Here is a 24,052-nt window from a genome sequence, read left to right on the forward strand (position 1 = left end):
AGTAAAGGGTTAAAAACTTATATTCTTTTAATATTATCGTAATAATACACTATTTTAAAATAGTGTTATAAATAATACTATTAATTCAAATTTTTATAAAAAAGATAACTTTTAAAAACATATTTAAAAAATATTAATAATATTACTTAACTAAAATAAAAATTATTTACTCATATTTTAATTGTTAACAGCACCAAGATGATATATAATGATTTACTAGAACCAAATTTAGATAGTGAAAATAGTAGTTTAGATTGAAAGGAGAGGAAATAAAAAATGTTAGAAAAAGAAACGAAAACAAATTTAACAGAAACAACACATGAAAAAAGAGTTAAAAATAGTGACTTTCTAATTAATGCTACTGACATTGTTAAAGTATACGGTGATAAAACGGTTTTAAATAAATTAAATATTCAAATTAAAACTGGTGAGCGAATTGGAATCATTGGTGCAAATGGTAGTGGTAAGTCAACACTAACAGAAATTATTGCTGGTATTAGACATGCAACTTCAGGAGTTATTGAAAAAAAAGAAGGCATTGTTATTGGTTTTCAATTTCAAGAATCAAAATATCCACCAGGGATTACTGTTATGGATATGCTTACTTATTATTTAGAAACATTTAATATCGAAATCAATGTTGGTCAATTAAATGAATTATTAAATACCTATCAATTATCAGCTGCTAAAAATAAAAATATTATGTTTCTATCTGGTGGTCAACAACAACGACTTAATATATTATTAAGTGTTATTCATAAACCTGACTTGGTTATTTTAGATGAAGTATCAACTGGTTTAGATATTGAAGTTAAGGAAGAAATATTTGATTTTTTACAAAAAAATATTGTTGAAAAAAATGTAGCAATGATTTTAGTTACTCATAACATGAGTGAAATTGAACATTTCTGTACACGTATCATTTATATGCATGATGGTGACATTATTGAAAAACGGACTGTTAAAGAAGTTGTTAAAGAATATGGTTCAGTTCATAACTATACATCTCAACAATTTCGAAAATATAAAAAACCTACTATTGCTGCAGAAAAAGAAGCATTATCTAAGAAAAAAGGTCAGCAAGATCCAAACAAAATTGTAAATGCCGCAAAAACACGCCCTTCTAAACAAATACCGTTATTGAATTTAATGTTTAAATATTATCTAAAAGGCTTCTTTGTTCCATTTTTTCTAATTGTTTATCCAATTCTAATCTTGGGAATTCAAGGAGAATCAATACGGCATACTGGTGCTGATGTTGCTGGCACCATTACTGCTGTTAAACAAATGATTGCTGGTATTGCGATTGTTAATATTATTTCAGTTGGAATATTTATTATTCCTCAAACAATTATTGAATTTAAATTATCTGTATTACTAAAAAGAATTGGTGCAACTAATATTCATCCTTTATTTTTTGTTACTGCTGTAATTATCATCGGTGTATTTGCTTCAATAATTTCTTTCTTATGAACATTATTATGAGGTGGCATTTACTTTGGTGGTACGTATGGCTGAAGTGTTATTGCTCTTCCTACTCAAATTGGTGCTTCGATTCCATGAATTATTATTATTATTATTACTACTATTGGTTTAGGAATAATGTTAGCATCACTATTTAAGACTATTACTTCATTTATTGCTGTTGCCAACGTATTATATTTACCTGTTGCTTACTTAAGTGGCTCAATTATGCCTATTGATTGAATTACAAGTAGTAAAGTATTAAATATTATTAGTTATTTCTCACCATTTAAATACTCTACTTTGCCTTACTTTGAATGTTGAAATGGAACATTTAAAATGACATGAGAAATGTATTTATATGGAGGTATTAGTTTAATAATACTAGCAATTTTTATGGCAATTGCTGCTCGCAAATTAAAATGACAAGATTAAAAAAGTGATTGGGATTCCCAATCACTTTTAATATTTTTTAATTATTTAAATAATAATTCCTTACTTAAATCTAAACTTACTACTCATTGATAAGAGTTTATTATAATATCTAATGTAAAATTTAACATTTCAACAATATTTTCTAATAATTTTTCTTCACTATTAGCAATAACTAAATTTAATAAATTAGCAGTAGAACTATTATCAGAACCAATATTCATATAAGGAAACATTAGAGTGACTTGATTTTTATTAACATAAATACGTGGTATTTTTTCTTGTGTATTTGCTAAATCAACCATTTTGCTCATTACTTTCGGCACTAATAACTTTCTTAACTTAATTGGATCACTATAATCAAGAGCAAATAACTTTTCAAATGCTGCTGATTCAAGTTGATCACCACGATTTGAACCCATAATTCTTGAACCTAATGTTTCAGGAACAATCGTTGTTATTACATCTTGCATATCAATTAAACACGTAAAATAAAGATATCGATTATATGTAGTACTAGTAGTTGTAGTTTTTCCCTTTAATTTTGTAGAAAAGTAGTGGTATTAGTAAAATTAGCAAAAATATATTTTTATATGGTATTTTTAATATTAAAGAGGTGATTTTAAATGAATAAAAATACAGTAAAAGAAATTTTAAATAATTTGTCTGATAAAGATTTTATTGAGATTTTTAGAGAAAATAAAACTAGAATTAAACAAATTGAGAAAAAAGAAAAATTTGAAGCAGTCGAACAAAAATTCAAAGAGAAAGGGATTCAATGTCCAGATTGTAGTTCTTTTTTGTGTACTAAATATGGTAGTAAAGATTATAAGCAAAGATATAAATGTAAAAGTTGTAATATTACTTTTCATGCTTTTAAAAATCATTATTTTTATTGAAGTCATTTATCTCATGATCAATGAGATTTATTGATACAAATAGCTACTTTAAGTCAATCTGCTTACATTATTTCTCAATTTATTAATACTACAAATAAAACTTTTAATTATGTAGAAAAGTATGGATGACCAAAAATTATTCATCAATTTACACTTAAAATATTATTTTTAATTAAAAATTTGTTAAAAGTAACATTATTTAGTGTAAAAATTCTCTAAAAATAACACTTTATCATGTATCATTACTTTTCTACAAAATTAAAGAATAAAACTGCCTGATTTAATCGTCAAAAATTTATGAAATCAACACAATTAGTAAAAACACAAAATCAATTTGTAAAATTAAAAGCTAGAATTGAAGTTGACGAAACTTTTATCAAAGAAATTCATAAAGGAAACTTTAAAGATCCAAATGATCCAAGAAAACAATGAATTGAAGAAAATGCTAAAGATTTAAATTGTTGTATTCAAATGGCAATTGATGAAAACCGAAATATCTATGCTCAAACAACAAATACTAAAAGATTAAATAAAAAATGAGTACAAGAAAACTTAACATCGAAACTTATCGAAGAAAATTCAATTATAGTTTGTGATATGCAAGTATTATATGATACAGTAGCTAAACAAACTAAATCCACTATCCAGCAGTTTAAATCAAAAGAAAATAAAGAATTAAATTATAAAAAATTAAGTAATGTCAATAAAATACAATCAAGTTTAAAAGAATTTATTACTCATTACCATGGCATTGGATTTACCAATATTCAAAATTACCTCAATTTATGGAAATGAAAATATCAACACTACGGATTAACCCCTTATCAAAAATCCAATGTGTTATATTTCAGTTTGTAAAAAAAATAAATCCCAAAATTTAATAAAATCAAATTTTAAGTCAAGTTGATGACTTTTTTTATTTTACCACTACTTTTCTACAAAATTAAAAGTTTTTCCTGTCTTGTAAGTTCTAGTAATCTTTTCTAACGTTGTTCCACAATTAAAATTTTTATCATTAATACTACCAATAATAACTTTTTCAGTTCAAACACGATGATTAAAATCACTACCAATAACTAAGAATTTTTGTGGTACAATGGTAAAATTATTAGTAACATTAGTAATTTCAACTGCCTTAAAAGTAGAATTAACTACCATTTTTAAATAATTAATATTATATTCTAAAAATTCTCGTTTTATTTTTTTGGAAAAAGTTTGTCCAACTGTTACTAACAATGTTCCAACTAAAATAAAAATAATACCAATAATAACTATTACTAAATAAAATGTGCTAGACACTTTTTCAGGTAATAAACTACTCAGAAAAATTATCCCTAACATAATAGTAAAAAAACCTAATGCCAAAATAATATAAGCAATAATTTTATATACATTGCTTATAAACATTCGCTTAAAGGAAGTATTTAAAATCTTGTTATAAATTGAATGTATATTTTCTTTAATAATTTTTAATTCATTCTCATTAAACTTTATAATACTATTATTTCTGCTCATTTTTCCTCCCATATATTAATTTATTAAAATAATTATACTTAAAATTATTATTTTTACTATCAACTTAACCATTAATATCTTATAATAACATTTAGAATACTAAAATATAGTAAGAATTTAGGAGAGAAAGATATGGAACTTACAATTAATATTTTATCTTCGATTGGAGTAATTTTAACTAGTATTGTTTTAATTCCTCAAAGTTTTAAAATAATTCGCACCAGAGATACAAAATCATTATCATTATATATGTATATTATTTTTGTACTATCAGCAATAACATGAATTATTTTTGCAATATTGTCTAATCAACCTGCTATTATTACAACTAATACTATTGTATTATTTTTTGCAAGTATTATTTTAATTCTAAAAATTAATAATATTTTAGAAAAAAAGAAAAACCATAGTTTCAATTAGCTAATAAGAATTAAAGGATTTTCATTAATATATTTAATTCATCATTTAAAACCATGACTACCATTTTCATCAATTACTAGATTAGTAGTAATTTTTCTATTAGTTAATATTTTTTTTAATTCAATAGTATTACTTTCATAATTTGTTACTAATTTGCCTTCAAAAAACTTTGGTTCTTTTTTTCCTACCCATAGTTCAACTGTTAAAGGTTGATTATTATTTAAAACTTTAGTTTTTAAATCTTCAATAATTTGTGAATTAAATCAAATTGCTGGCGAAAATAATAATAATTTTGTAAATTGTAATTTTGATAAATATAACATTTGTAAACAAAAATATGCTCCCAAAGAACAACCAATGGCATTTAAATTTTTAATTTTTAAATTAAACTTTTTAATAACAAATGGTATAACTTCATTAATAATAAATTCTAAGTAATTTTTACCATTACCACCAAGAAAATCAATGTTACTTTTTTTTAATTCAGGAAAATATTTTGTCATTAATATTTTTACATCATCATTGGTATAAGTTGCTAAATCATTAAAACGAGTCATATTATTGGTACTACCAATACCAATAAAAATACAATTACTATTATTTTCAAATAAAATATTACTATTACTATTAAGTAACATATCTTTACCATCAAAAACTAAATAAACTTCATAAGCAATATTTTGATCATAAATAGAAGGTAAAGCAATAATAATATCTTTATTAATATTTAAAAATTTACTTTTAATATTTTCAACTTTTACATCATAATTATTCATATTTTTTCTCCTTAATTTATTGATAATTTCCTAACAAAGAATAATTCATTATTCTAATATAAAAATTAAAATTAGTTTGTTCTAAGCGCATAGCACATTTAACCAATTCATCTAAAATTATCAACTTATTAGTAAATAAAGTTTCATATGAAAAAAAAGCTTTTAAATTTAAATCAGTACTATCTTTTGTCAGCAATGTTTTTCTAGTTTCTAAATCCAACAAGTAAAATAACATTAATAAACTTCCAAACTCATAATTATTTTTTATGTTTGTTTCATTCTTAGTTAAATTAATAAAAATATTACCACTAATATTTACCAATCTTTTAATTATTAGCAAACTTTCTTTTTTCAAATTAGAATTATTTATCAAAAAATCAGGTAATACTACTTTTGAAGTATCATCAAACCAAACTTTTATTTGGTCTTTACATCCAAGTAATAATAAAAGTTCCTTGGCATTTTGATAATCATCTAACTGTTTTTCTTGACGCTTAAAAGTAGGAATTAAAGCAGAAATAGTTAATATAAAATTTGCAACTAATCTTAAATATTCTTTATAAGAAATTTTATTAAAATATAAATAAACACTTATTATTTTCATAAACATTAAATTTTGATTACTATTAAATATTAAGTTATAAGTATTACGATAATCTTTTGCTTTTAAATGACCTAATTTTTTTTTAATTTCGCGCTTAAAAAAATAATTACTTTTTAAAAGCAAAAGATGGTTAAATAATTGATATTCGGGAATCATTTTTTACTTCCAATCTAATTATATATTTTTAAATTTAATCTTAAAATAATTATAACATTGAAATAAATAAGTAACATTATGTACTTATTTATTATATTTAATTGCCAATAATATCATTGATAATTAATTATATTCCTGAATTGTAAAATTAAAAAGGACACTTATATAAAAATTAAATTGTGTTAATTCTATAATTAAGAAAAGAAAGGAATTAGCACAATGTATAAGTATCTGACTATTGAATCAATAATAGCAATAAAAGAATATAAAAGTTATGGATTTTCGATTCGTAAAATAGCAAAAGCCATTGATTATAGTAAATCAACTGTACATAGAGTTTGTAGATTATTAAATCAAAACTTATTGCCATTAGAAATATTGAATAAAATTCAAAAAAATAAACAAAATGCAGGTAGAAAATTAATAATTTTAACTTTAATAGAAATTAATACTATTAATCATTTGTTAATTACTAAAAATTATGCTCTTGATATAATTGCTAATTTTTTAAAGGAAAATAAAATAAAAAGTATTTCAACAAAAACTTTATATAACATGTTTAAAACAAATCGAATGGGTTTTGATGAAAATAACTTATTGAGAAAAGGAAAAAATAAACCTCACAAACAAAAAGAAACTAGGGGCAGAATTAATAATTGTAAGTCTATTCATGAAAGAAATTTAATCATTCCTAATATTAAAAATATAGAAGAATTTGGTCATTTAGAGGGTGATACTATCATTGGTAAAGATCATAAAAGTTCTATTATTACTTTAGCTGATATATGATCAAAAACCACAATTCCTTTAGCAACTAAAAATAATAAATCAGAAAATATTACAAAAAGTATAATAAAATTTATTTCAAAGTTACAAAAAGGAACAGTTAAAACTATTACTTTTGATCGTGGTAAAGAATTTAGTAAATGAAAATTAATCGAAAAAAATTGTAATGTTAAGATTTATTTTGCAGATCCTGGTAAACCTTGTCAAAGAGGTTTAAATGAAAATAATAATGATATTTTAAGAAGATATTTACCAAAATCTACAGATCTATCTTTTAATTATGTAGAAAAGTATGGATGACCAAAAATTATTCATCAATTTACACTTAAAATATTATTTTTAATTAAAAATTTGTTAAAAGTAACATTATTTAGTGTAAAAATTCTCTAAAAATAACACTTTATCATGTATCATTACTTTTCTACAAAATTAAAGGATCTATCTTCATATAAACAAAAAGATTTAAATACTATAGCATTTCAAATTAATTCTACACCCAGAAAATCACTATCTTATAAAAGACCAATAGATTTAATACAATTATTTTAAAAAACTGTCCCATTTATATTTACAATTCAGGTCATCATTTAAACCTTTATTAATAGACATATTAGAATAAATATTATTTGATAACATAATTACTATTTGTTTTAATATTTGCACTTGTGATAAACTAATATAATTTGGATAATCTAGTTTTCACTGTTTAAACAAATTACTAATTACTTCATCTGGTTTTTGATTTTCAAATTTTGCTCGTAATATATCCATTTTATTTGGGGGAGTTATTAAAGATGCACCATCAAAATTTTTATTGTAATTATATGTATAAGTTAACATATCTAATAGTAATTGTTGTAAACTATCAACTGTTGGCGCATCTTTTATTTCAATTTCAATATCATTGAATTTATTATTAGTTGCAACATATTGATAAAATTGACTTTCGCCAGGGAAATTTCAAACTTCTTTATCTTTTAATTCCTTTTCTTTCTTTAATGGTCATTTACCATCTCAAACAGTACCCATTTCATATCCTAACCAAGCATGAGTTATTCTTGCATTATTAATAATTTCTTTTCTTGTTTCTGTACCACCACCAATAGCAATTAAATCTAAAACTGATTTTTCTTGTTCTATAAATTGCTTTGCTAACTTTCATGGTAAAATTTGTTCACTAAATCATTGTTGTAATATTCTAACTTTTGGTTGAGTTTCAATAGGCATTGATAATAGGGGAAATGCTATCTTATCTTTAACAAATAACTTTGGGTATACTTCCATATTGTCAACTTCACCAAGCACCTTTATATTGCCGAAAATCATGCTTCTAGGGGCTTTAATTTTTAAACCAATTACTTTGGTATCTTTATCTAATGGTTTTTGTAGTTTAATAATAATGGGATAACCATCTCGTGTTTTAAAATCTTTAATTTTAATAATAGTAATACTTTTAGTACTTCTTGTTTTTGGATTTTGATAAGGTTGTGAATAATTATTAATGATATATAAATTATCAATATTATTTTCAGTTAAAGGTTCATTTATACTAACAGCATATAACTTGGCAATGTTTAGTAATCTGTGTAACTTACAAAAATAACTATGTTTAATTAATTCTAGTAAATATAATTAAATGACTAGAAAGAGTGAGTTACAGATGGCTAAAAAACAAAATATTAATAATAATGATCCAATATCAAAAGCAGTAGATTTATTATTAGAAAATACTGAAGATTTAACAACAGTTTTTAAAGAAGGGGGTTTATATAAAGAATTAACAAAACGTTTAGTTGAAAAAATGTTGAATTCTGAAATGCAAAATTATTTAGGATATGAAAAAAATCAACATAGTAATACTGAAAATGCTCGTAATGGTACAAGTTCAAAAAAATTAATAACTCAACAAGGTAAAATTGAGATTGATGTACCAAGAGATCGCAATAGTGATTTTACTCCTGTAATAGTTGCAAAAAGACAGTGAAGATTTGATGGTTTTGATCAACAAGTGCTTTCACTATATGCAAAAGGTATGACTCTATCTGACATTAGAATGCAGTTACAAGAGTTATATCATGGTGCTGATATTAGTGAAAGTGTTATTAGTCAAATTACTGATGATGTTATTGATGATGTCAAAGCATGACAAAATCGACCATTAGAAAGCATTTATCCGATTGTTTATTTTGATTGTATAGTAGTTAAAGTTCGACAAGATAAACGGATTATTAATAAATCAGTTTATATAGCATTAGGAGTTGATTTAGAAGGTAAAAAAGATGTTTTAGGCTTATGAATTAGTGAAAATGAAGGTGCTAAATTTTGATTAGCTAATTTCACAGAAATGAAAAATCGAGGCTTAAATGATATTTTGATTGCTTGTAGTGATAATTTAACAGGCATGTCAGAAGCAATACAAGCAGTTTATCCTAAAACAGAACATCAATTATGCATTGTTCATCAAATTCGAAATAGTTTAAAATATGTTTCATACAAACATCGAAAAACTCTAGTTACAGATTTAAAACCAATTTATAGTGCATGTAGTGAAGAACAAGCAATGCAAGCTTTAGAATCATTTGAAAGTAAATGAAATAAACAATATCCCCAAATTGCTAAATCTTGATATAAAAATTGAGAAAATTTGATGATTTTTATTAGTTATCCTGCAGAAATCAAAAGAGTAATTTATACAACAAATGCTATTGAATCTGTTAATAGTCAATTACGAAAAGTTATTAGAAACAAAAAAGCTTTTCCTAATGATATGTCAGTTTTTAAAATATTTTATTTAGCAATTGAAAATATAACAAAAAAATGAACATTGCCTATTCAAAATTGAAATACAGCAATTGCTCATTTTATGATAAAATTTGAAGACAGAATTAATCTAAACTAGTATCTTTGTAAAACAAAGATACACAGATTTCTAAAAAGCCTCGATTTAATTATCAAAATATCCATCTGGATAAATACCATCTCATTTTACTGTGTCATCAGTTAATTTATTTGATGCTCAGTAAAGAGTAATTTTATGTTTGTTATTTACTGGTCTTGCTCAAATTATTGCCCCCCCAGTGCGCTTCATGGTCATAATCAAAAAAATATGTTAATTGATTAGTTTTATTATATGAAACTATTCCTAATATTAAACCGGTAACACCAGTTATTACAGCAAATGATAATGCTATTTTTTGAAAATTTGTTTTTATTCATGTTTTCATAATAAATTTCTCCTTTTTTAAAATTTATTTAACTTTTTTTTGGAATTATACTTTTTATTTTTTTCATTTTCTTGATAAATAAATTGTATTGTTACTACATCAATAAACTGTTCATATAATTCAGGATTTTCTTTTCATTCTTCTACTATTTCATCTGAAATTAATTGGTCATCAAGAAAATTTGAAAACTTAATATCATGTTCACTACAAAAAACAGTAGGCTCATTAGTAACAGATATTATGTCATTCTGACATTTTTTTATAAAACATTTAATTATTTTTTTCATAAACTCTCCTTTTTCCTTAATTTTACTTCTAAATTGTACTATTTTTGATTATTTTTACAAGTATGCTTATAAATGCAAAATAAAACCTAAATTAAAGGCGTTTATTTTATGATACCTATACTATTAATTATATTGAAATTGTTTATTATATTTTAAATATGAAAGTCGTTTTTTAAAAAGTTTTGATTTAATTTTAAATTACACTTATATATGTTTATAATAAAAAAGTAAATTAATTTTTTAAATATATTTACAATAAATTTAAAATTTAAAAAAAGTTAGGAGAAAAAATATGAATTTTAATTATTTATGAACTTTAAAAGAAGCAACAAAAAGAATGTATCAATCATTTAGAGATGATGTAAAAAATCAATGAGAAAAAACAGATTGAAGAATCTTAAAAGAAAGAGATAGAAAATATATCCCCGTTAAAATTAAAACAAGAACTAGAAATACTATCAATGGTCTTGTTACTTATAAATGTCGTGATTATAAATATTATGATGAACAATTAAAAAAATGAGTTCCTATTTGTTTATTAGATGAAAAATTGCAATTACCTAAATACAAAAGGACTTGTCAAGATATCAAAAATAATGTTATTGAACATTTTTTTAATTATGTAGAAAAGTATGGATGACCAAAAATTATTCATCAATTTACACTTAAAATATTATTTTTAATTAAAAATTTGTTAAAAGTAACATTATTTAGTGTAAAAATTCTCTAAAAATAACACTTTATCATGTATCATTACTTTTCTACAAAATTAAAGGAACATTTTGCAGATGGAAAAAGGTATATTGACATTTTACATACTATGAAACAAACAAAATTTAGCACAACAAGTATTAGTAGATTATTTCAAGAATATCAAGTTAGTAAATTAGATGTTCCTAAAATAAAATTAGAACCAAATCAATTTATTTATATTAGTATTGATGATGGACATCGAAAGTTTTGAAAATTTAAACGAAATTCTGGTAAATATTCAATGCGTTTAGTGTTATTTTGTACAGATAATGTTAATCATAAATTAGTTAATAAAAGAGTAGATGTAATAATAAGACCAACAAAAACTAAAATTGGAGTTCAAAAAACTGCTGAATTTATTTTAGAACAAGGAAATAGATTTTTTGAAAATTTTGACCAAGCAAAAATCATTATTTGTGGAAATAGTGCAGAATGAATTAAAGATGTTGCTAATTATTTAGATGCACAATTTGTTTTAGATAAATTCCATTTAGTTAAAAAGTTGTATGTAGGAATTATTGCTGGAAACAAAGGAAAATATTTTGAAGAATATAATACTTGTAGAAACTTTATTGAAAATGGTCAATATGATGAATTAATAAAGTATATGAATGAAATATTAAAAAATCATAAAAAATTAAAAAAACAATATTTTAAAAATAATAAACAAGGAATTGAAAATCAAGGTGCAAAATGAAATATTGGTACTTTTGCTGAAAGTAATATTTGATATATTTTAAAAGAAATGCTTGGTAATAGAACATATAGCATAGATATTTATATTAAAATGGTTATTTTTAAGTGTAATCTTGTGAATTCTAAAACATAATCAAAATTTTTATTGAGGCTTTTTAGAAATCTGTGTATCTTTGTTTTACAAAGTACTAGTTCAGATTAATTCTGTCTTCAAATTTTATCATAAAATGAGCAATTGCTGTATTTCAATTTTGAATAGGCAATGTTCATTTTTTTGTTATATTTTCAATTGCTAAATAAAATATTTTAAAAACTGACATATCATTAGGAAAAGCTTTTTTGTTTCTAATAACTTTTCGTAATTGACTATTAACAGATTCAATAGCATTTGTTGTATAAATTACTCTTTTGATTTCTGCAGGATAACTAATAAAAATCATCAAATTTTCTCAATTTTTATATCAAGATTTAGCAATTTGGGGATATTGTTTATTTCATTTACTTTCAAATGATTCTAAAGCTTGCATTGCTTGTTCTTCACTACATGCACTATAAATTGGTTTTAAATCTGTAACTAGAGTTTTTCGATGTTTGTATGAAACATATTTTAAACTATTTCGAATTTGATGAACAATGCATAATTGATGTTCTGTTTTAGGATAAACTGCTTGTATTGCTTCTGACATGCCTGTTAAATTATCACTACAAGCAATCAAAATATCATTTAAGCCTCGATTTTTCATTTCTGTGAAATTAGCTAATCAAAATTTAGCACCTTCATTTTCACTAATTCATAAGCCTAAAACATCTTTTTTACCTTCTAAATCAACTCCTAATGCTATATAAACTGATTTATTAATAATCCGTTTATCTTGTCGAACTTTAACTACTATACAATCAAAATAAACAATCGGATAAATGCTTTCTAATGGTCGATTTTGTCATGCTTTGACATCATCAATAACATCATCAGTAATTTGACTAATAACACTTTCACTAATATCAGCACCATGATATAACTCTTGTAACTGCATTCTAATGTCAGATAGAGTCATACCTTTTGCATATAGTGAAAGCACTTGTTGATCAAAACCATCAAATCTTCACTGTCTTTTTGCAACTATTACAGGAGTAAAATCACTATTGCGATCTCTTGGTACATCAATCTCAATTTTACCTTGTTGAGTTATTAATTTTTTTGAACTTGTACCATTACGAGCATTTTCAGTATTACTATGTTGATTTTTTTCATATCCTAAATAATTTTGCATTTCAGAATTCAACATTTTTTCAACTAAACGTTTTGTTAATTCTTTATATAAACCCCCTTCTTTAAAAACTGTTGTTAAATCTTCAGTATTTTCTAATAATAAATCTACTGCTTTTGATATTGGATCATTATTATTAATATTTTGTTTTTTAGCCATCTGTAACTCACTCTTTCTAGTCATTTAATTATATTTACTAGAATTAATTAAACATAGTTATTTTTGTAAGTTACACAGATTACTAAACATTGCCTTTTTATTTTTATTAAAACCTGAATTGTAAATATAAATGGGACAGTTTTTTAAAATAATTGTATTAAATCTATTGGTCTTTTATAAGATAGTGATTTTCTGGGTGTAGAATTAATTTGAAATGCTATAGTATTTAAATCTTTTTGTTTATATGAAGATAGATCTGTAGATTTTGGTAAATATCTTCTTAAAATACCATTATTATTTTCATTTAAACCTCTTTGACAAGGTTTACCAGGATCTGCAAAATAAATCTTAACATTACAATTTTTTTCGATTAATTTTCATTTACTAAATTCTTTACCACGATCAAAAGTAATAGTTTTAACTGTTCCTTTTTGTAACTTTGAAATAAATTTTATTATACTTTTTGTAATATTTTCTGATTTATTATTTTTAGTTGCTAAAGGAATTGTGGTTTTTGATCATATATCAGCTAAAGTAATAATAGAACTTTTATGATCTTTACCAATGATAGTATCACCCTCTAAATGACCAAATTCTTCTATATTTTTAATATTAGGAATGATTAAATTTCTTTCATGAATAGACTTACAATTATTAATTCTGCCCCTAGTTTCTTTTTGTTTGTGAGGTTTATTTTTTCCTTTTCTCAATAAGTTATTTTCATCAAAACCCATTCGATTTGTTTTAAACATGTTATATAAAGTTTTTGTTGAAATACTTTTTATTTTATTTTCCTTTAAAAAATTAGCAATTATATCAAGAGCATAATTTTTAGTAATTAACAAATGATTAATAGTATTAATTTCTATTAAAGTTAAAATTATTAATTTTCTACCTGCATTTTGTTTATTTTTTTGAATTTTATTCAATATTTCTAATGGTAATAAGTTTTGATTTAATAATCTACAAACTCTATGTACAGTTGATTTACTATAATCAATGGCTTTTGCTATTTTACGAATCGAAAATCCATAACTTTTATATTCTTTTATTGCTATTATTGATTCAATAGTCAGATACTTATACATTGTGCTAATTCCTTTCTTTTCTTAATTATAGAATTAACACAATTTAATTTTTATATAAGTGTCCTTTTTAATTTTACAATTCAGGAAATATTAAAAACTTATTAATTAAAAGTTAATAAGAATTTTTGTTGTGTATTTATATTAAATTTTCTTATTGATTTTTTAATATTTGTATTTTAATTGAAATTAATTTAATTTAGTAGTAAGATAAATTTACAATTGCATATAATTACAATTATTTCTTGTCTATAATTTAAAAGAAATGTTTAAAAAGTAATTATATCCTCCGTTTTTGTTACCGTCCCAATAAAGTTGAATAGTTAAGGATAAATTTTATGACATATTTTGAATTAAAAGATAAATCGGATCAATATTTTCGTAAAATAGTTGGTATTAATAAACTAGTTTTTAATGAAATTTTAAATATTTTATTAGAACCTGTTTAGAATCTTTTCGAAAATAATGTAAAATGATTATATATTTTAAAATAAGAGGTATATATGCATAAAAATTATCCAAGTCATGTCACCAAAGAACAATTTGATAACATAAAATCAATTTTAGAAAATAGCAAAAAGAAAACAAAACCAAGAAGTTTAGATTTATATGAAGTATTTTGTGCAATTTTATATGTATTAAAAAGTGGTTGTCAATGAAGAATGCTACCAAAAAATTTTCCAAAATGACAAACTGTATATTATTATTTTCAAATTTGAAGTAAAAATAATGGTAAAGAACCTAGTGTATTGCAATTAATTTTAAAAAAAATTAGTTAAAAAAGTTCGTATCAATAATAATCGCAAAGAACAAACTAGTTTTTGTATAATTGATTCGCAAAGTGTTAAAAATACAGATACTACTGAAAATAAAGGTTATGATGTTGGTAAAAAGATTTCAGGCATAAAACGTCATATTGTTATTGATTCTCAAGGTTTACCACATGCAATTTACATAACCACAGCAGAAAAAACAGATCGTAATAGCGCTATAATAATGATTGAAAATGAAAAAGAAAATCTTTCTGCAGTTCAAAAAATAATAGTAGATGCTGGTTATACTGGTGAAAAATTTGCTTCTGAAATCAAAACAATCATAAATGCAAATGTTGAAGTGATAAAACGTAATGAATTACATACTTTTGTAGTATTACCAAAAAGATGAATTGTAGAACGAAGCTTTGCTTGATTAGAAAAATACAGAAGATTATGAAAAAATTGTGAAAGAAAACTAAATACTAGTTTACAAATGGTTGTTCTTTCATTTATTTCAGTTTTATTAAAAAGATTCTAAACAGGTTCTTAGATCATCAAAAGCTAAAAATTACCATTGGTGGAAGACCATATAAAATGTCAATAGAAGATAGACTAGTAATGACTTTAAGATATTTATATGAAAATCGTACATATCATAGTATTGGCGCTGAGTATAATATGGTTGATACTACTGCTTTACGAAATATTCGTTCAATTGAAGACATTTTAATAAAAAATAATAACTTTAATAATTTAACAAATAAAAATATTTTTTTTAAAAAGAAGAATTAAAAAATAAAATTTTGATAATTGATGTAACAGAAGTAGAAACAGAACGACCAAAATATAACCAAAAAGATTGATTTTCTGGTAAAAAATGAATGCACATACTGTTAAGTTTCAAACCATAATTAATGCACATACTAATGAAATTTTAAATATTTTTCCTGATATTGGTAAAAATCATGATTTTAAAACTTTTAAAAATTCAAAGTTAAAATTTTCACCAGAAACTATAATTATTGCAGATAAAGGTTATCAAGGTTTACAAAAAATTCATGCTAATACATTTTTACCTATTAAAACTAGTAAAAACAATCCTAAAACAAGTAAAATTAAAATTTTTAATAAGATTTTTAATAAAACTCGCAGAAAAGTTGAACATGTTTTTGCGTTTTTAAAATATTTTAAAATTATTGGTTATAAATTTAGAAAAGGCAGAAAACAAATATTTTTAAGATTTAATTTAATTGCAGGATTTTATAATTTATCATTAAAACTTAAAAACGTTATGCAGTAAGTCTATAAACTTGATTTTTTATAAACTTATTAGTTTACTGAAATATTAAAATTAATATATTCACAACATTTTAATTATAAATATTATAGAATATACTAAAACTTTAATAAAAGATATTAAAAGAAATTTTAGGAGGGTACTAGAGTGAAGGGAATATTAAAATTATTAGCAATTTTTGGATTAACAGCGCCATTAGCAGTAAATGTAGTGGCATGTGGAAATGGTAATAGTTCTGATACTGATGATGAAGTATCGGAAAATGCTGATGTACAAGAATTATTAAAAAAAGCTAAAGAGCAAATTAGTTTAGGACTTGCAAATTTAATTAGTGAATATAAGAATTTAACTTTTGAAGATGAATTTGGTGAATTTGGAAAAGATATTACTAATAATTTAAATAGTAAAGATAGTGACAGTCTGGTTGATAATAAAATAAAAGATATATTTTTAACTAGGCTTCAAGAAGATATTACAAATTTTATTATTGAGGATTATTTATTACAACCATCTGATTTAAAACCATTATTTAATAATATAACTACTAATGAAATTTTAAAAATTGATTTTAATGGAACAACAATGACAAATAAACAATTCAATTGAACTAAGGAAAAAGCTGATTTTGGTATTGAAAATTATGATCCAGCAACGTATAAGATAACAATGTGATATAAACTTACTGCAGATTTAAAATTAAAATTATCTTATAAAGATGAAAGTAACAAAAAGACAGAAATTGAAGTATCTAATATTTTTGATTTTAATTACGCTAATACTGGCGCTAATTTAAAAGCTTTAATTGAAGCTTCAACTGGTAATGTAACAAAAGTATTAAAAGATTTTATGATACAAATTGAAAACACCACTACTGATAGTGAAAGTTTATTACAAAAAGCAAAAGAATTAATTACTAGAAAACTTAATAACAATAAAGTTAATATTACTAAAGTTGATATTAATGCTCAATCAGAAGTTCTTCAAAAAAATGATGTTTATGCTAGTGGTGATCATATGTATGAAGCGCTTACTAAACCTACAATTGATGAAGCAATTGATTCTTTGAAAAATTATTTATCACCAACAGCAACAGCTTTTTCAGATGAGATTACTAAGTGACTTGTTGGAAAACAAGGAGTGCCTGAAGAAAGTAAAAAGAAAATTAATGCTTTTGGAAAAATCACTATTAGTGATTGAAACATTTCAGGATTAAGATTAACACCAATGCCTTTAGATTTTATTAATATTAGCCCTAATCAAACGCAAGGTGAATGAGCAGAGCAAACAGCAACAGCATTAGGTAAAATATTTTATACAAAAAGTGCATTTGCTGAAGGGCGTATTGATATAACTACTGATAATAATTTAACAATATATATGAATCCCAGAGATTTTGATGATTTTGTTCAAAATAATAAAACAATGAGTGATATTAGTTACTATATTAGTTCAAAAATAAATTCTAAAGCTACAACCGAAGATCTTATTAAAGGTAATATTTCAGTTACTTTAAATGGTCTTTGAAAAGGAGCAAAAAATCCGACTTTAAGTGATAGAACTAGTGTGGAAAAAGTAGATGATAATACATTTAAAGTTAAAAGAAATGCGGGTGGTATGCATGGTTATAATTATTTAACTATTCGTTATGCAAACACTAGTTTTTTAACTGGAATGATTAAGAATTATAAAAATAATCATATTTTATTTGATAATTGAATTATTAAAAAAGCAGATACTGATGTTTGATAATTTATATTATTTTTCAAAATTTTTTGTTACCTGAATTGTAAAATTAAAAAGGACACTTATATAAAAATTAAATTGTGTTAATTCTATAATTAAGAAAAGAAAGGAATTAGCACAATGTATAAGTATCTGACTATTGAATCAATAATAGCAATAAAAGAATATAAAAGTTATGGATTTTCGATTCGTAAAATAGCAAAAGCCATTGATTATAGTAAATCAACTGTACATAGAGTTTGTAGATTATTAAATCAAAACTTATTACCATTAGAAATATTGAATAAAATTCAAAAAAATAAACAAAATGCAGGTAGAAAATTAATAATTTTAACTTTAATAGAAATTAATACTATTAATCATTTGTTAATTACTAAAAATTATGCTCTTGATATAATTGCTAATTTTTTAAAGGAAAATAAAATAAAAAGTATTTCAACAAAAACTTTATATAACATGTTTAAAACAAATCGAATGGGTTTTGATGAAAATAACTTATTGAGAAAAGGAAAAAATAAACCTCACAAACAAAAAGAAACTAGGGGCAGAATTAATAATTGTAAGTCTATTCATGAAAGAAATTTAATCATTCCTAATATTAAAAATATAGAAGAATTTGGTCATTTAGAGGGTGATACTATCATTGGTAAAGATCATAAAAGTTCTATTATTACTTTAGCTGATATATGATCAAAAACCACAATTCCTTTAGCAACTAAAAATAATAAATCAGAAAATATTACAAAAAGTATAATAAAATTTATTTCAAAGTTACAAAAAGGAACAGTTAAAACTATTACTTTTGATCGTGGTAAAGAATTTAGTAAATGAAAATTAATCGAAAAAAATCTTTAATTTTGTAGAAAAGTAATGATACATGATAAAGTGTTATTTTTAGAGAATTTTTACACTAAATAATGTTACTTTTAACAAATTTTTAATTAAAAATAATATTTTAAGTGTAAATTGATGAATAATTTTTGGTCATCCATACTTTTCTACATAATTAAAAAAAATTGTAATGTTAAGATTTATTTTGCAGATCCTGGTAAACCTTGTCAAAGAGGTTTAAATGAAAATAATAATGGTATTTTAAGAAGATATTTACCAAAATCTACAGATCTATCTTCATATAAACAAAAAGATTTAAATACTATAGCATTTCAAATTAATTCTACACCCAGAAAATCACTATCTTATAAAAGACCAATAGATTTAATACAATTATTTTAAAAAACTGTCCCATTTATATTTACAATTCAGGAATGCAAAAATTGAAAAATTAATACCAGAACAAAAACATAAAGTATTATTTAATCAAAATTAAATATATGTGCAGATGATGCTTTTATTACTTGTTGAGATGAAAATGGTTTAAAACAGCAATATTGTTGTAGAATTTTAACTTTTAATCTAGGGAAAAAAGAAATTTATTCATATAGAAATAAATTGCAAAATAAAACAACTTCATTTTTATTATTTAAAGTTAACAATGGTTTAAATCAACATGAATTATATCAATTTACAACACAAACTATTCTTAATCATTATGATATTAAATTAAATATATTAGGTGTTCAATGAGAGTATCATAATTATAATTTAGTAGTTGCTGGTGATGGTGCATTATGAATTAAAGCAATGGCTAGTTGATTAGGATGTTATTATATTTTAGATAAGTTTCATGCATTTAGTTATTTATGAAAATCTTTTGTTGGAGCTCGTGGTAAGAAAAAAGAATCTCATGACTGAAAAAAATTTTTAGATTCTTCAACTACTTTTTCAAGTGGTAATTGTAATAAATTACTTGATTTTTTAAAACTTAATGTTAATACTAAAACTTATAATTATTTTAAAAATAATGCTCATGGTATTGTAAATCAAAATGCTTCATGAAATATTGGATGTTCTGCAGAAAGTGATGTTTATCATTTTTTAAAATCTTTAACTAATGGAGCAAAAATATATAATTATCAAACATTAAATAATATGTTAATAGCAAAAGCAAATTATTTAAATGCTAGAAGTTATATGAATAGTACTTAATAAATTAAAACTTCATATTTTTAAAATCTAATTTTAAGATTAGAATTTTTGTGTTGTTTAAATGTAATTTTGTCATTATATTTTTAAACATTTATGTATTTTATGATATAATTAAATTAACAAAAAATAGAAGTACATCAGTTTATTGTTCTAGTTGTCCCTTTCTATCCATTAATCTCATACGTCCATTGAAATAAATAAGGTTTTTGATATAAAGACAAACCCAGAAAATATAAAAAGTTGTTATATTAAAAAATAAATTATTCTTTTATTTTAACTCTTTTGACTCAATTTCATCAATGTTGTTACTTCTTCTTCTGTCAAATAACGATATTCACCCATTGTTAAACCTTTTAAAGTAATATTAGCAACTTGTAAACGTTTTAAAGTAATTACTCTACTTCCTACTGCTTTAATCATACGTTTAACTTGTTGATTTTGTCCTTCATGAATAGTGAGATGTAGTAAAGTATTTTCTTTTTTTATATTTTTATAAATTATTTTAACAATAGCAGGAGAAGTTGTAAATGAAGTTGATAAAATAATACCGTCTTGTAGTTTTTTAATAGCATTTGATGACAAAATACCACTTGCCAATACTTCATATACCTTATCTATTTTATAACGTGGATGAATAATAGTATTAGTAAATTCACCATCATTAGTCATTAACAACAAACCTGAAGTATCAAAATCTAAACGACCGACTGGGTAAATTCTACTATTAATATTAGTAAAATAATTCATTACCGTTGGTCGATTTTTAGGATCACTTACTGTTGTTAAACAATTAGGTGGTTTATAAAATGCTAAATAAATATGATTAGATTGCTTAATAATTTGATTATTAACTTTAATAACATCACTACTTGTAACTTTAAAACCTAACGTTGCAATAATTTGCCCATTAACTGTTACTTGCCCATTAATAATTAGTAATTCTGCTTTTCGTCGTGAACATACTCCAGAATTAGCAATAACTTTTTGCAAGCGTTCTAAATCATTATTCATTAGTAAAGTTGTAGATTTCTTGTTCATCATTTTGGTTATTAAATTGAGGCAAAGTTGGTAATTGAGTTAAAGATTCGATATTAAAATGATCCATAAATTCATCAGTTAAATCATATAAAATTGGTTTTCCTGGTAATTCACTACGACCAATCTCGGTAATTAAATTTAAACTTTTTAGTTTAAAAATAATAGAATCACAATTTACACCACGAATATCTTCAATTTGTGGTTTAGTAACTGGATGATTATAAGCAATAATAGCTAGTGTTTCTAAAGCTGCTTGTGATAAACGTATTAAAGGTTGTTGTTTTAATACTTGATAGCGATTATAATGAATAGGTTTTGTTGTTAATTTATAAATATTACCAACTTTAATTAAACTTAAACCACTGGTATCATCATCATTTAATTTCATTTGTAAAGATGCAATTAAATTTTCAACAGTTTTTGGTTTTTTTGTTAATTCTAAATATTCAGCAAGTGTTAATAAATCAAGGCCTTCATTGCCAGCAATAAATAATAAACCTTGTAAAACTGCTAATCTTTCGTTTGTTTTTCAATTGCTATTATTCATTTTTCTCACCTCGATAAATTACTGTAATTTCAGTAAAAGTATTAGTTTGTATAATATGTAACATTTGATGATTTGCAAGATCTAAAATTGCAATAAAAGTAATAATAAAATAATGTAAAGTTAATGTTTTAGTAAAAAATAATTGTTCTAAAGTAAAGTGTTGCTTGGGATTTTTTTTCAGTAACTGTTTAATTTCTTTAGCTCGATCTTCAGCTGAAATTAAGTTTAATGCTAAATTAACTGGTAATTTATTTTCATTTTGTAGTCTATTAAATAAGTTTAACATTGCTTGTGTTAGTTTATTAACATTATTTTTTACCAAAATTGGTGTAATTTCATCAACTAAATATGTTTTTAAATCACTAGGTGCTTTTGTTAATAATTGGGTTCTATATACAGCCTGTTCTTTAAAATAATTACTTATTTCTTTAAATTTTTTATATTCTAATAAACGAGCAATTATTTTTTGACGATTAACTTCATTTTCATAAGCACTATCTACTACTAGTTCTTGTTTTGATAATAATTGTTTTGATTGCAATTCTAATAAATAAGCAGCAATCGGTAAATATTCACTTACTAAATCAATGTTTTTAATTAATTCTTCATTAATAAAGTGAACATATTGATTAGTAACATCATTTAGATTTAAATCTAAAATATCAATATTTTTTTCTTTAATTAAATGCAAAAGCAAATCCATTGGTCCTTGAAAAGATTCAATTGTAATTACTGGTTGTAACATTATTCTCGTTCCCTCAATATCATTTTATACTTATTAATATTAATTATAACTTAATTTAATAGTATAATACTTGATTAATCTTTAATAAACCTGAATTGTAAATATAAATGGGACAGTTTTTTAAAATAATTGTATTGAATCTATTGGTCTTTTATAAGATAGTGATTTTCTGGGTGTAGAATTAATTTGAAATGCTATAGTATTTAAATCTTTTTGTTTATATGAAGATAGATCCTTTAATTTTGTAGAAAAGTAATGATACATGATAAAGTGTTATTTTTAGAGAATTTTTACACTAAATAATGTTATTTTTAACAAATTTTTAATTAAAAATAATATTTTAAGTGTAAATTGATGAATAATTTTTGGTCATCCATACTTTTCTACATAATTAAAAGATAGATCTGTAGATTTTGGTAAATATCTTCTTAAAATACCATTATTATTTTCATTTAAACCTCTTTGACAAGGTTTACCAGGATCTGCAAAATAAATCTTAACATTACAATTTTTTTCGATTAATTTTCATTTACTAAATTCTTTACCACGATCAAAAGTAATAGTTTTAACTGTTCCTTTTTGTAACTTTGAAATAAATTTTATTATACTTTTTGTAATATTTTCTGATTTATTATTTTTAGTTGCTAAAGGAATTGTGGTTTTTGATCATATATCAGCTAAAGTAATAATAGAACTTTTATGATCTTTACCAATGATAGTATCACCTTCTAAATGACCAAATTCTTCTATATTTTTAATATTAGGAATGATTAAATTTCTTTCATGAATAGACTTACAATTATTAATTCTGCCCCTAGTTTCTTTTTGTTTGTGAGGTTTATTTTTTCCTTTTCTCAATAAGTTATTTTCATCAAAACCCATTCGATTTGTTTTAAACATGTTATATAAAGTTTTTGTTGAAATACTTTTTATTTTATTTTCCTTTAAAAAATTAGCAATTATATCAAGAGCATAATTTTTAGTAATTAACAAATGATTAATAGTATTAATTTCTATTAAAGTTAAAATTATTAATTTTCTACCTGCATTTTGTTTATTTTTTTGAATTTTATTCAATATTTCTAATGGTAATAAGTTTTGATTTAATAATCTACAAACTCTATGTACAGTTGATTTACTATAATCAATGGCTTTTGCTATTTTACGAATCGAAAATCCATAACTTTTATATTCTTTTATTGCTATTATTGATTCAATAGTCAGATACTTATACATTGTGCTAATTCCTTTCTTTTCTTAATTATAGAATTAACACAATTTAATTTTTATATAAGTGTCCTTTTTAATTTTACAATTCAGGAAATAAAAAAACTTATTTTTAATTTTTTAATGATTA

26 protein-coding genes and 3 pseudogenes are annotated in these 24,052 nt (G+C 23.0%); 15 read left to right on the forward strand and 14 right to left on the reverse strand.

The genetic code is table 4. The features are described 5' to 3' along the window. Positions 1–276 precede the first annotated feature (276 nt). On the forward strand, positions 277–1,899 hold the full coding sequence (locus AAHH39_RS04240; protein WP_342218961.1) for an ABC transporter ATP-binding protein/permease: 1,623 nt from the start codon (positions 277–279) through the stop codon (positions 1,897–1,899). Positions 1,900–1,940: 41 nt separating this feature from the next. Here the strand turns inward: AAHH39_RS04240 and AAHH39_RS04245 are convergent, their stop codons facing one another. Beyond that, positions 1,941–2,369: a DUF3137 domain-containing protein gene (locus AAHH39_RS04245; protein WP_342218962.1), complete on the reverse strand. Its 429-nt coding sequence runs from the start codon at positions 2,367–2,369 to the stop codon at positions 1,941–1,943. Positions 2,370–2,522: 153 nt separating this feature from the next. On the opposite strand from AAHH39_RS04245, the gene AAHH39_RS04250 reads away from it, so the two are divergent. Next, on the forward strand, positions 2,523–3,014 hold the full coding sequence (locus AAHH39_RS04250) for a transposase-like zinc-binding domain-containing protein (protein WP_342218963.1): 492 nt from the start codon (positions 2,523–2,525) through the stop codon (positions 3,012–3,014). Between the two features lie 15 nt (positions 3,015–3,029). After that, a complete protein-coding gene (locus AAHH39_RS04255) occupies positions 3,030–3,653 on the forward strand; it encodes a transposase (protein ID WP_342218964.1) in 624 nt (207 codons plus the stop codon). Positions 3,654–3,722: 69 nt separating this feature from the next. Here AAHH39_RS04255 and AAHH39_RS04260 read toward each other — a convergent pair whose 3' ends face one another. Next, complete coding sequence (locus tag AAHH39_RS04260) at positions 3,723–4,094, reverse strand: hypothetical protein (RefSeq protein ID WP_342218965.1); 372 nt, start codon at positions 4,092–4,094, stop codon at positions 3,723–3,725. A 348-nt stretch (positions 4,095–4,442) separates the two neighbouring features. On the opposite strand from AAHH39_RS04260, the gene AAHH39_RS04265 reads away from it, so the two are divergent. After that, positions 4,443–4,730 carry a SemiSWEET family sugar transporter gene (locus AAHH39_RS04265; protein WP_342218966.1) on the forward strand — a complete coding sequence of 96 codons (288 nt, stop codon included), beginning with the start codon at positions 4,443–4,445 and terminating at the stop codon, positions 4,728–4,730. On the opposite strand, the gene AAHH39_RS04270 is transcribed toward AAHH39_RS04265, so the two are convergent. Both AAHH39_RS04270 and AAHH39_RS04275 read right to left on the reverse strand, forming a co-directional pair. Beyond that, on the reverse strand, positions 4,727–5,506 hold the full coding sequence (locus tag AAHH39_RS04270) for an alpha/beta hydrolase-fold protein (RefSeq protein WP_342218967.1): 780 nt from the start codon (positions 5,504–5,506) through the stop codon (positions 4,727–4,729). The genes AAHH39_RS04265 and AAHH39_RS04270 overlap by 4 nt on opposite strands. 16 nt (positions 5,507–5,522) lie before the next feature. Then, positions 5,523–6,233, reverse strand: a complete 711-nt coding sequence (locus AAHH39_RS04275) for a hypothetical protein (RefSeq protein ID WP_342218968.1) — start codon at positions 6,231–6,233, stop codon at positions 5,523–5,525. Between the two features lie 252 nt (positions 6,234–6,485). Here AAHH39_RS04275 and AAHH39_RS04280 point away from each other — a divergent pair, with 252 nt between their 5' ends. Both AAHH39_RS04280 and AAHH39_RS04285 read left to right on the forward strand, forming a co-directional pair. Next, the gene (locus tag AAHH39_RS04280) at positions 6,486–7,442 is read left to right on the forward strand and encodes an IS30 family transposase (RefSeq protein WP_342218969.1); all 957 of its coding nucleotides are present in this window, start codon (positions 6,486–6,488) and stop codon (positions 7,440–7,442) included. A 45-nt stretch (positions 7,443–7,487) separates the two neighbouring features. Continuing rightward, positions 7,488–7,601, forward strand: a pseudogene (locus AAHH39_RS04285) (IS30 family transposase); the annotation flags it as partial. On the opposite strand, the gene AAHH39_RS04290 reads toward AAHH39_RS04285, so the two are convergent. Beyond that, on the reverse strand, positions 7,593–8,378 hold the full coding sequence (locus AAHH39_RS04290) for a hypothetical protein (protein ID WP_342218970.1): 786 nt from the start codon (positions 8,376–8,378) through the stop codon (positions 7,593–7,595). The pseudogene AAHH39_RS04285 and the gene AAHH39_RS04290 overlap by 9 nt on opposite strands. Before the next feature lie 334 nt (positions 8,379–8,712). Between AAHH39_RS04290 and AAHH39_RS04295 the strand changes: the two genes are divergently transcribed. Then, positions 8,713–9,951 (forward strand): IS256 family transposase, encoded by a 1,239-nt coding sequence (locus tag AAHH39_RS04295; protein WP_342219299.1) that lies wholly within the window; start codon positions 8,713–8,715, stop codon positions 9,949–9,951. Positions 9,952–10,093: 142 nt separating this feature from the next. Here AAHH39_RS04295 and AAHH39_RS04300 read toward each other — a convergent pair whose 3' ends face one another. Together AAHH39_RS04300 and AAHH39_RS04305 are read right to left on the reverse strand one after the other, a co-directional pair. Further along, positions 10,094–10,276 carry a hypothetical protein gene (locus tag AAHH39_RS04300; protein ID WP_338987598.1) on the reverse strand — a complete coding sequence of 61 codons (183 nt, stop codon included), beginning with the start codon at positions 10,274–10,276 and terminating at the stop codon, positions 10,094–10,096. A gap of 17 nt (positions 10,277–10,293) precedes the next feature. Continuing rightward, positions 10,294–10,563: a hypothetical protein gene (locus AAHH39_RS04305; RefSeq protein WP_338986957.1), complete on the reverse strand. Its 270-nt coding sequence runs from the start codon at positions 10,561–10,563 to the stop codon at positions 10,294–10,296. Between the two features lie 292 nt (positions 10,564–10,855). On the opposite strand from AAHH39_RS04305, the gene AAHH39_RS04310 reads away from it, so the two are divergent. Both AAHH39_RS04310 and AAHH39_RS04315 read left to right on the forward strand, forming a co-directional pair. Then, complete coding sequence (locus AAHH39_RS04310; protein WP_342218971.1) at positions 10,856–11,293, forward strand: hypothetical protein; 438 nt, start codon at positions 10,856–10,858, stop codon at positions 11,291–11,293. 15 nt (positions 11,294–11,308) lie between these two features. After that, positions 11,309–12,145 (forward strand): Mbov_0401 family ICE element transposase-like protein, encoded by an 837-nt coding sequence (locus AAHH39_RS04315; protein WP_342218972.1) that lies wholly within the window; start codon positions 11,309–11,311, stop codon positions 12,143–12,145. A gap of 55 nt (positions 12,146–12,200) precedes the next feature. Here AAHH39_RS04315 and AAHH39_RS04320 read toward each other — a convergent pair whose 3' ends face one another. Continuing rightward, positions 12,201–13,439 carry an IS256 family transposase gene (locus AAHH39_RS04320; RefSeq protein WP_342219299.1) on the reverse strand — a complete coding sequence of 413 codons (1,239 nt, stop codon included), beginning with the start codon at positions 13,437–13,439 and terminating at the stop codon, positions 12,201–12,203. 143 nt (positions 13,440–13,582) lie between these two features. Then, entirely contained in the window at positions 13,583–14,527 is a 945-nt protein-coding gene (locus AAHH39_RS04325) for an IS30 family transposase (protein ID WP_342217458.1), read from the reverse strand. A gap of 500 nt (positions 14,528–15,027) precedes the next feature. Between AAHH39_RS04325 and AAHH39_RS04330 the strand changes: the two genes are divergently transcribed. The 6 genes and pseudogenes from AAHH39_RS04330 (at position 15,028) to AAHH39_RS04360 (ending at position 20,365) form a co-directional block, all read left to right on the forward strand. Continuing rightward, positions 15,028–15,817, forward strand: a protein-coding gene (locus AAHH39_RS04330) for an IS5 family transposase (RefSeq protein WP_425288912.1) whose coding sequence is annotated in 2 segments (ribosomal slippage) — positions 15,028–15,288 and positions 15,290–15,817 — 789 coding nt in all. Because the reading frame shifts where the segments join, the coding sequence is not laid out codon by codon here. 56 nt (positions 15,818–15,873) lie between these two features. Continuing rightward, positions 15,874–16,071, forward strand: coding sequence for a transposase family protein (locus AAHH39_RS04335; RefSeq protein ID WP_342218974.1), 198 nt, complete (start codon positions 15,874–15,876; stop codon positions 16,069–16,071). Positions 16,072–16,156: 85 nt separating this feature from the next. Beyond that, positions 16,157–16,579, forward strand: coding sequence for a transposase family protein (locus tag AAHH39_RS04340; protein ID WP_342218975.1), 423 nt, complete (start codon positions 16,157–16,159; stop codon positions 16,577–16,579). 144 nt (positions 16,580–16,723) lie between these two features. Next, on the forward strand, positions 16,724–18,325 hold the full coding sequence (locus tag AAHH39_RS04345) for a hypothetical protein (protein WP_342218976.1): 1,602 nt from the start codon (positions 16,724–16,726) through the stop codon (positions 18,323–18,325). A 114-nt stretch (positions 18,326–18,439) separates the two neighbouring features. Then, positions 18,440–19,552, forward strand: a pseudogene (locus AAHH39_RS04350) (IS30 family transposase). Positions 19,553–19,768: 216 nt separating this feature from the next. Then, on the forward strand, positions 19,769–20,365 hold the full coding sequence (locus AAHH39_RS04360; RefSeq protein ID WP_342218979.1) for a hypothetical protein: 597 nt from the start codon (positions 19,769–19,771) through the stop codon (positions 20,363–20,365). A 273-nt stretch (positions 20,366–20,638) separates the two neighbouring features. On the opposite strand, the gene AAHH39_RS04365 is transcribed toward AAHH39_RS04360, so the two are convergent. The 5 genes and pseudogenes from AAHH39_RS04365 to AAHH39_RS04385 all read right to left on the reverse strand — a co-directional run bounded on the left by AAHH39_RS04365 (position 20,639) and on the right by AAHH39_RS04385 (position 23,931). Beyond that, positions 20,639–21,376: a pseudouridine synthase gene (locus tag AAHH39_RS04365; protein ID WP_342218980.1), complete on the reverse strand. Its 738-nt coding sequence runs from the start codon at positions 21,374–21,376 to the stop codon at positions 20,639–20,641. Beyond that, entirely contained in the window at positions 21,369–21,950 is a 582-nt protein-coding gene (gene scpB, locus AAHH39_RS04370; RefSeq protein WP_286641535.1) for an SMC-Scp complex subunit ScpB, read from the reverse strand. The genes AAHH39_RS04365 and scpB overlap by 8 nt, the downstream gene beginning before the upstream one ends. Beyond that, a complete protein-coding gene (locus tag AAHH39_RS04375; RefSeq protein WP_342218981.1) occupies positions 21,943–22,695 on the reverse strand; it encodes a segregation/condensation protein A in 753 nt (250 codons plus the stop codon). Before AAHH39_RS04375 ends, scpB begins: the two co-directional genes overlap by 8 nt. A 120-nt stretch (positions 22,696–22,815) precedes the next feature. After that, positions 22,816–22,929 (reverse strand): annotated as a pseudogene (locus AAHH39_RS04380) (IS30 family transposase); the annotation flags it as partial. Positions 22,930–22,974: 45 nt separating this feature from the next. Beyond that, complete coding sequence (locus tag AAHH39_RS04385) at positions 22,975–23,931, reverse strand: IS30 family transposase (protein ID WP_342218983.1); 957 nt, start codon at positions 23,929–23,931, stop codon at positions 22,975–22,977. Between the last annotated feature and the right edge of the window lie 121 nt (positions 23,932–24,052).

The organism is Spiroplasma endosymbiont of Amphimallon solstitiale (assembly GCF_964030965.1).
GTDB lineage: Bacteria > Bacillota_I > Bacilli_A > Mycoplasmatales > VBWQ01 > Spiroplasma_E.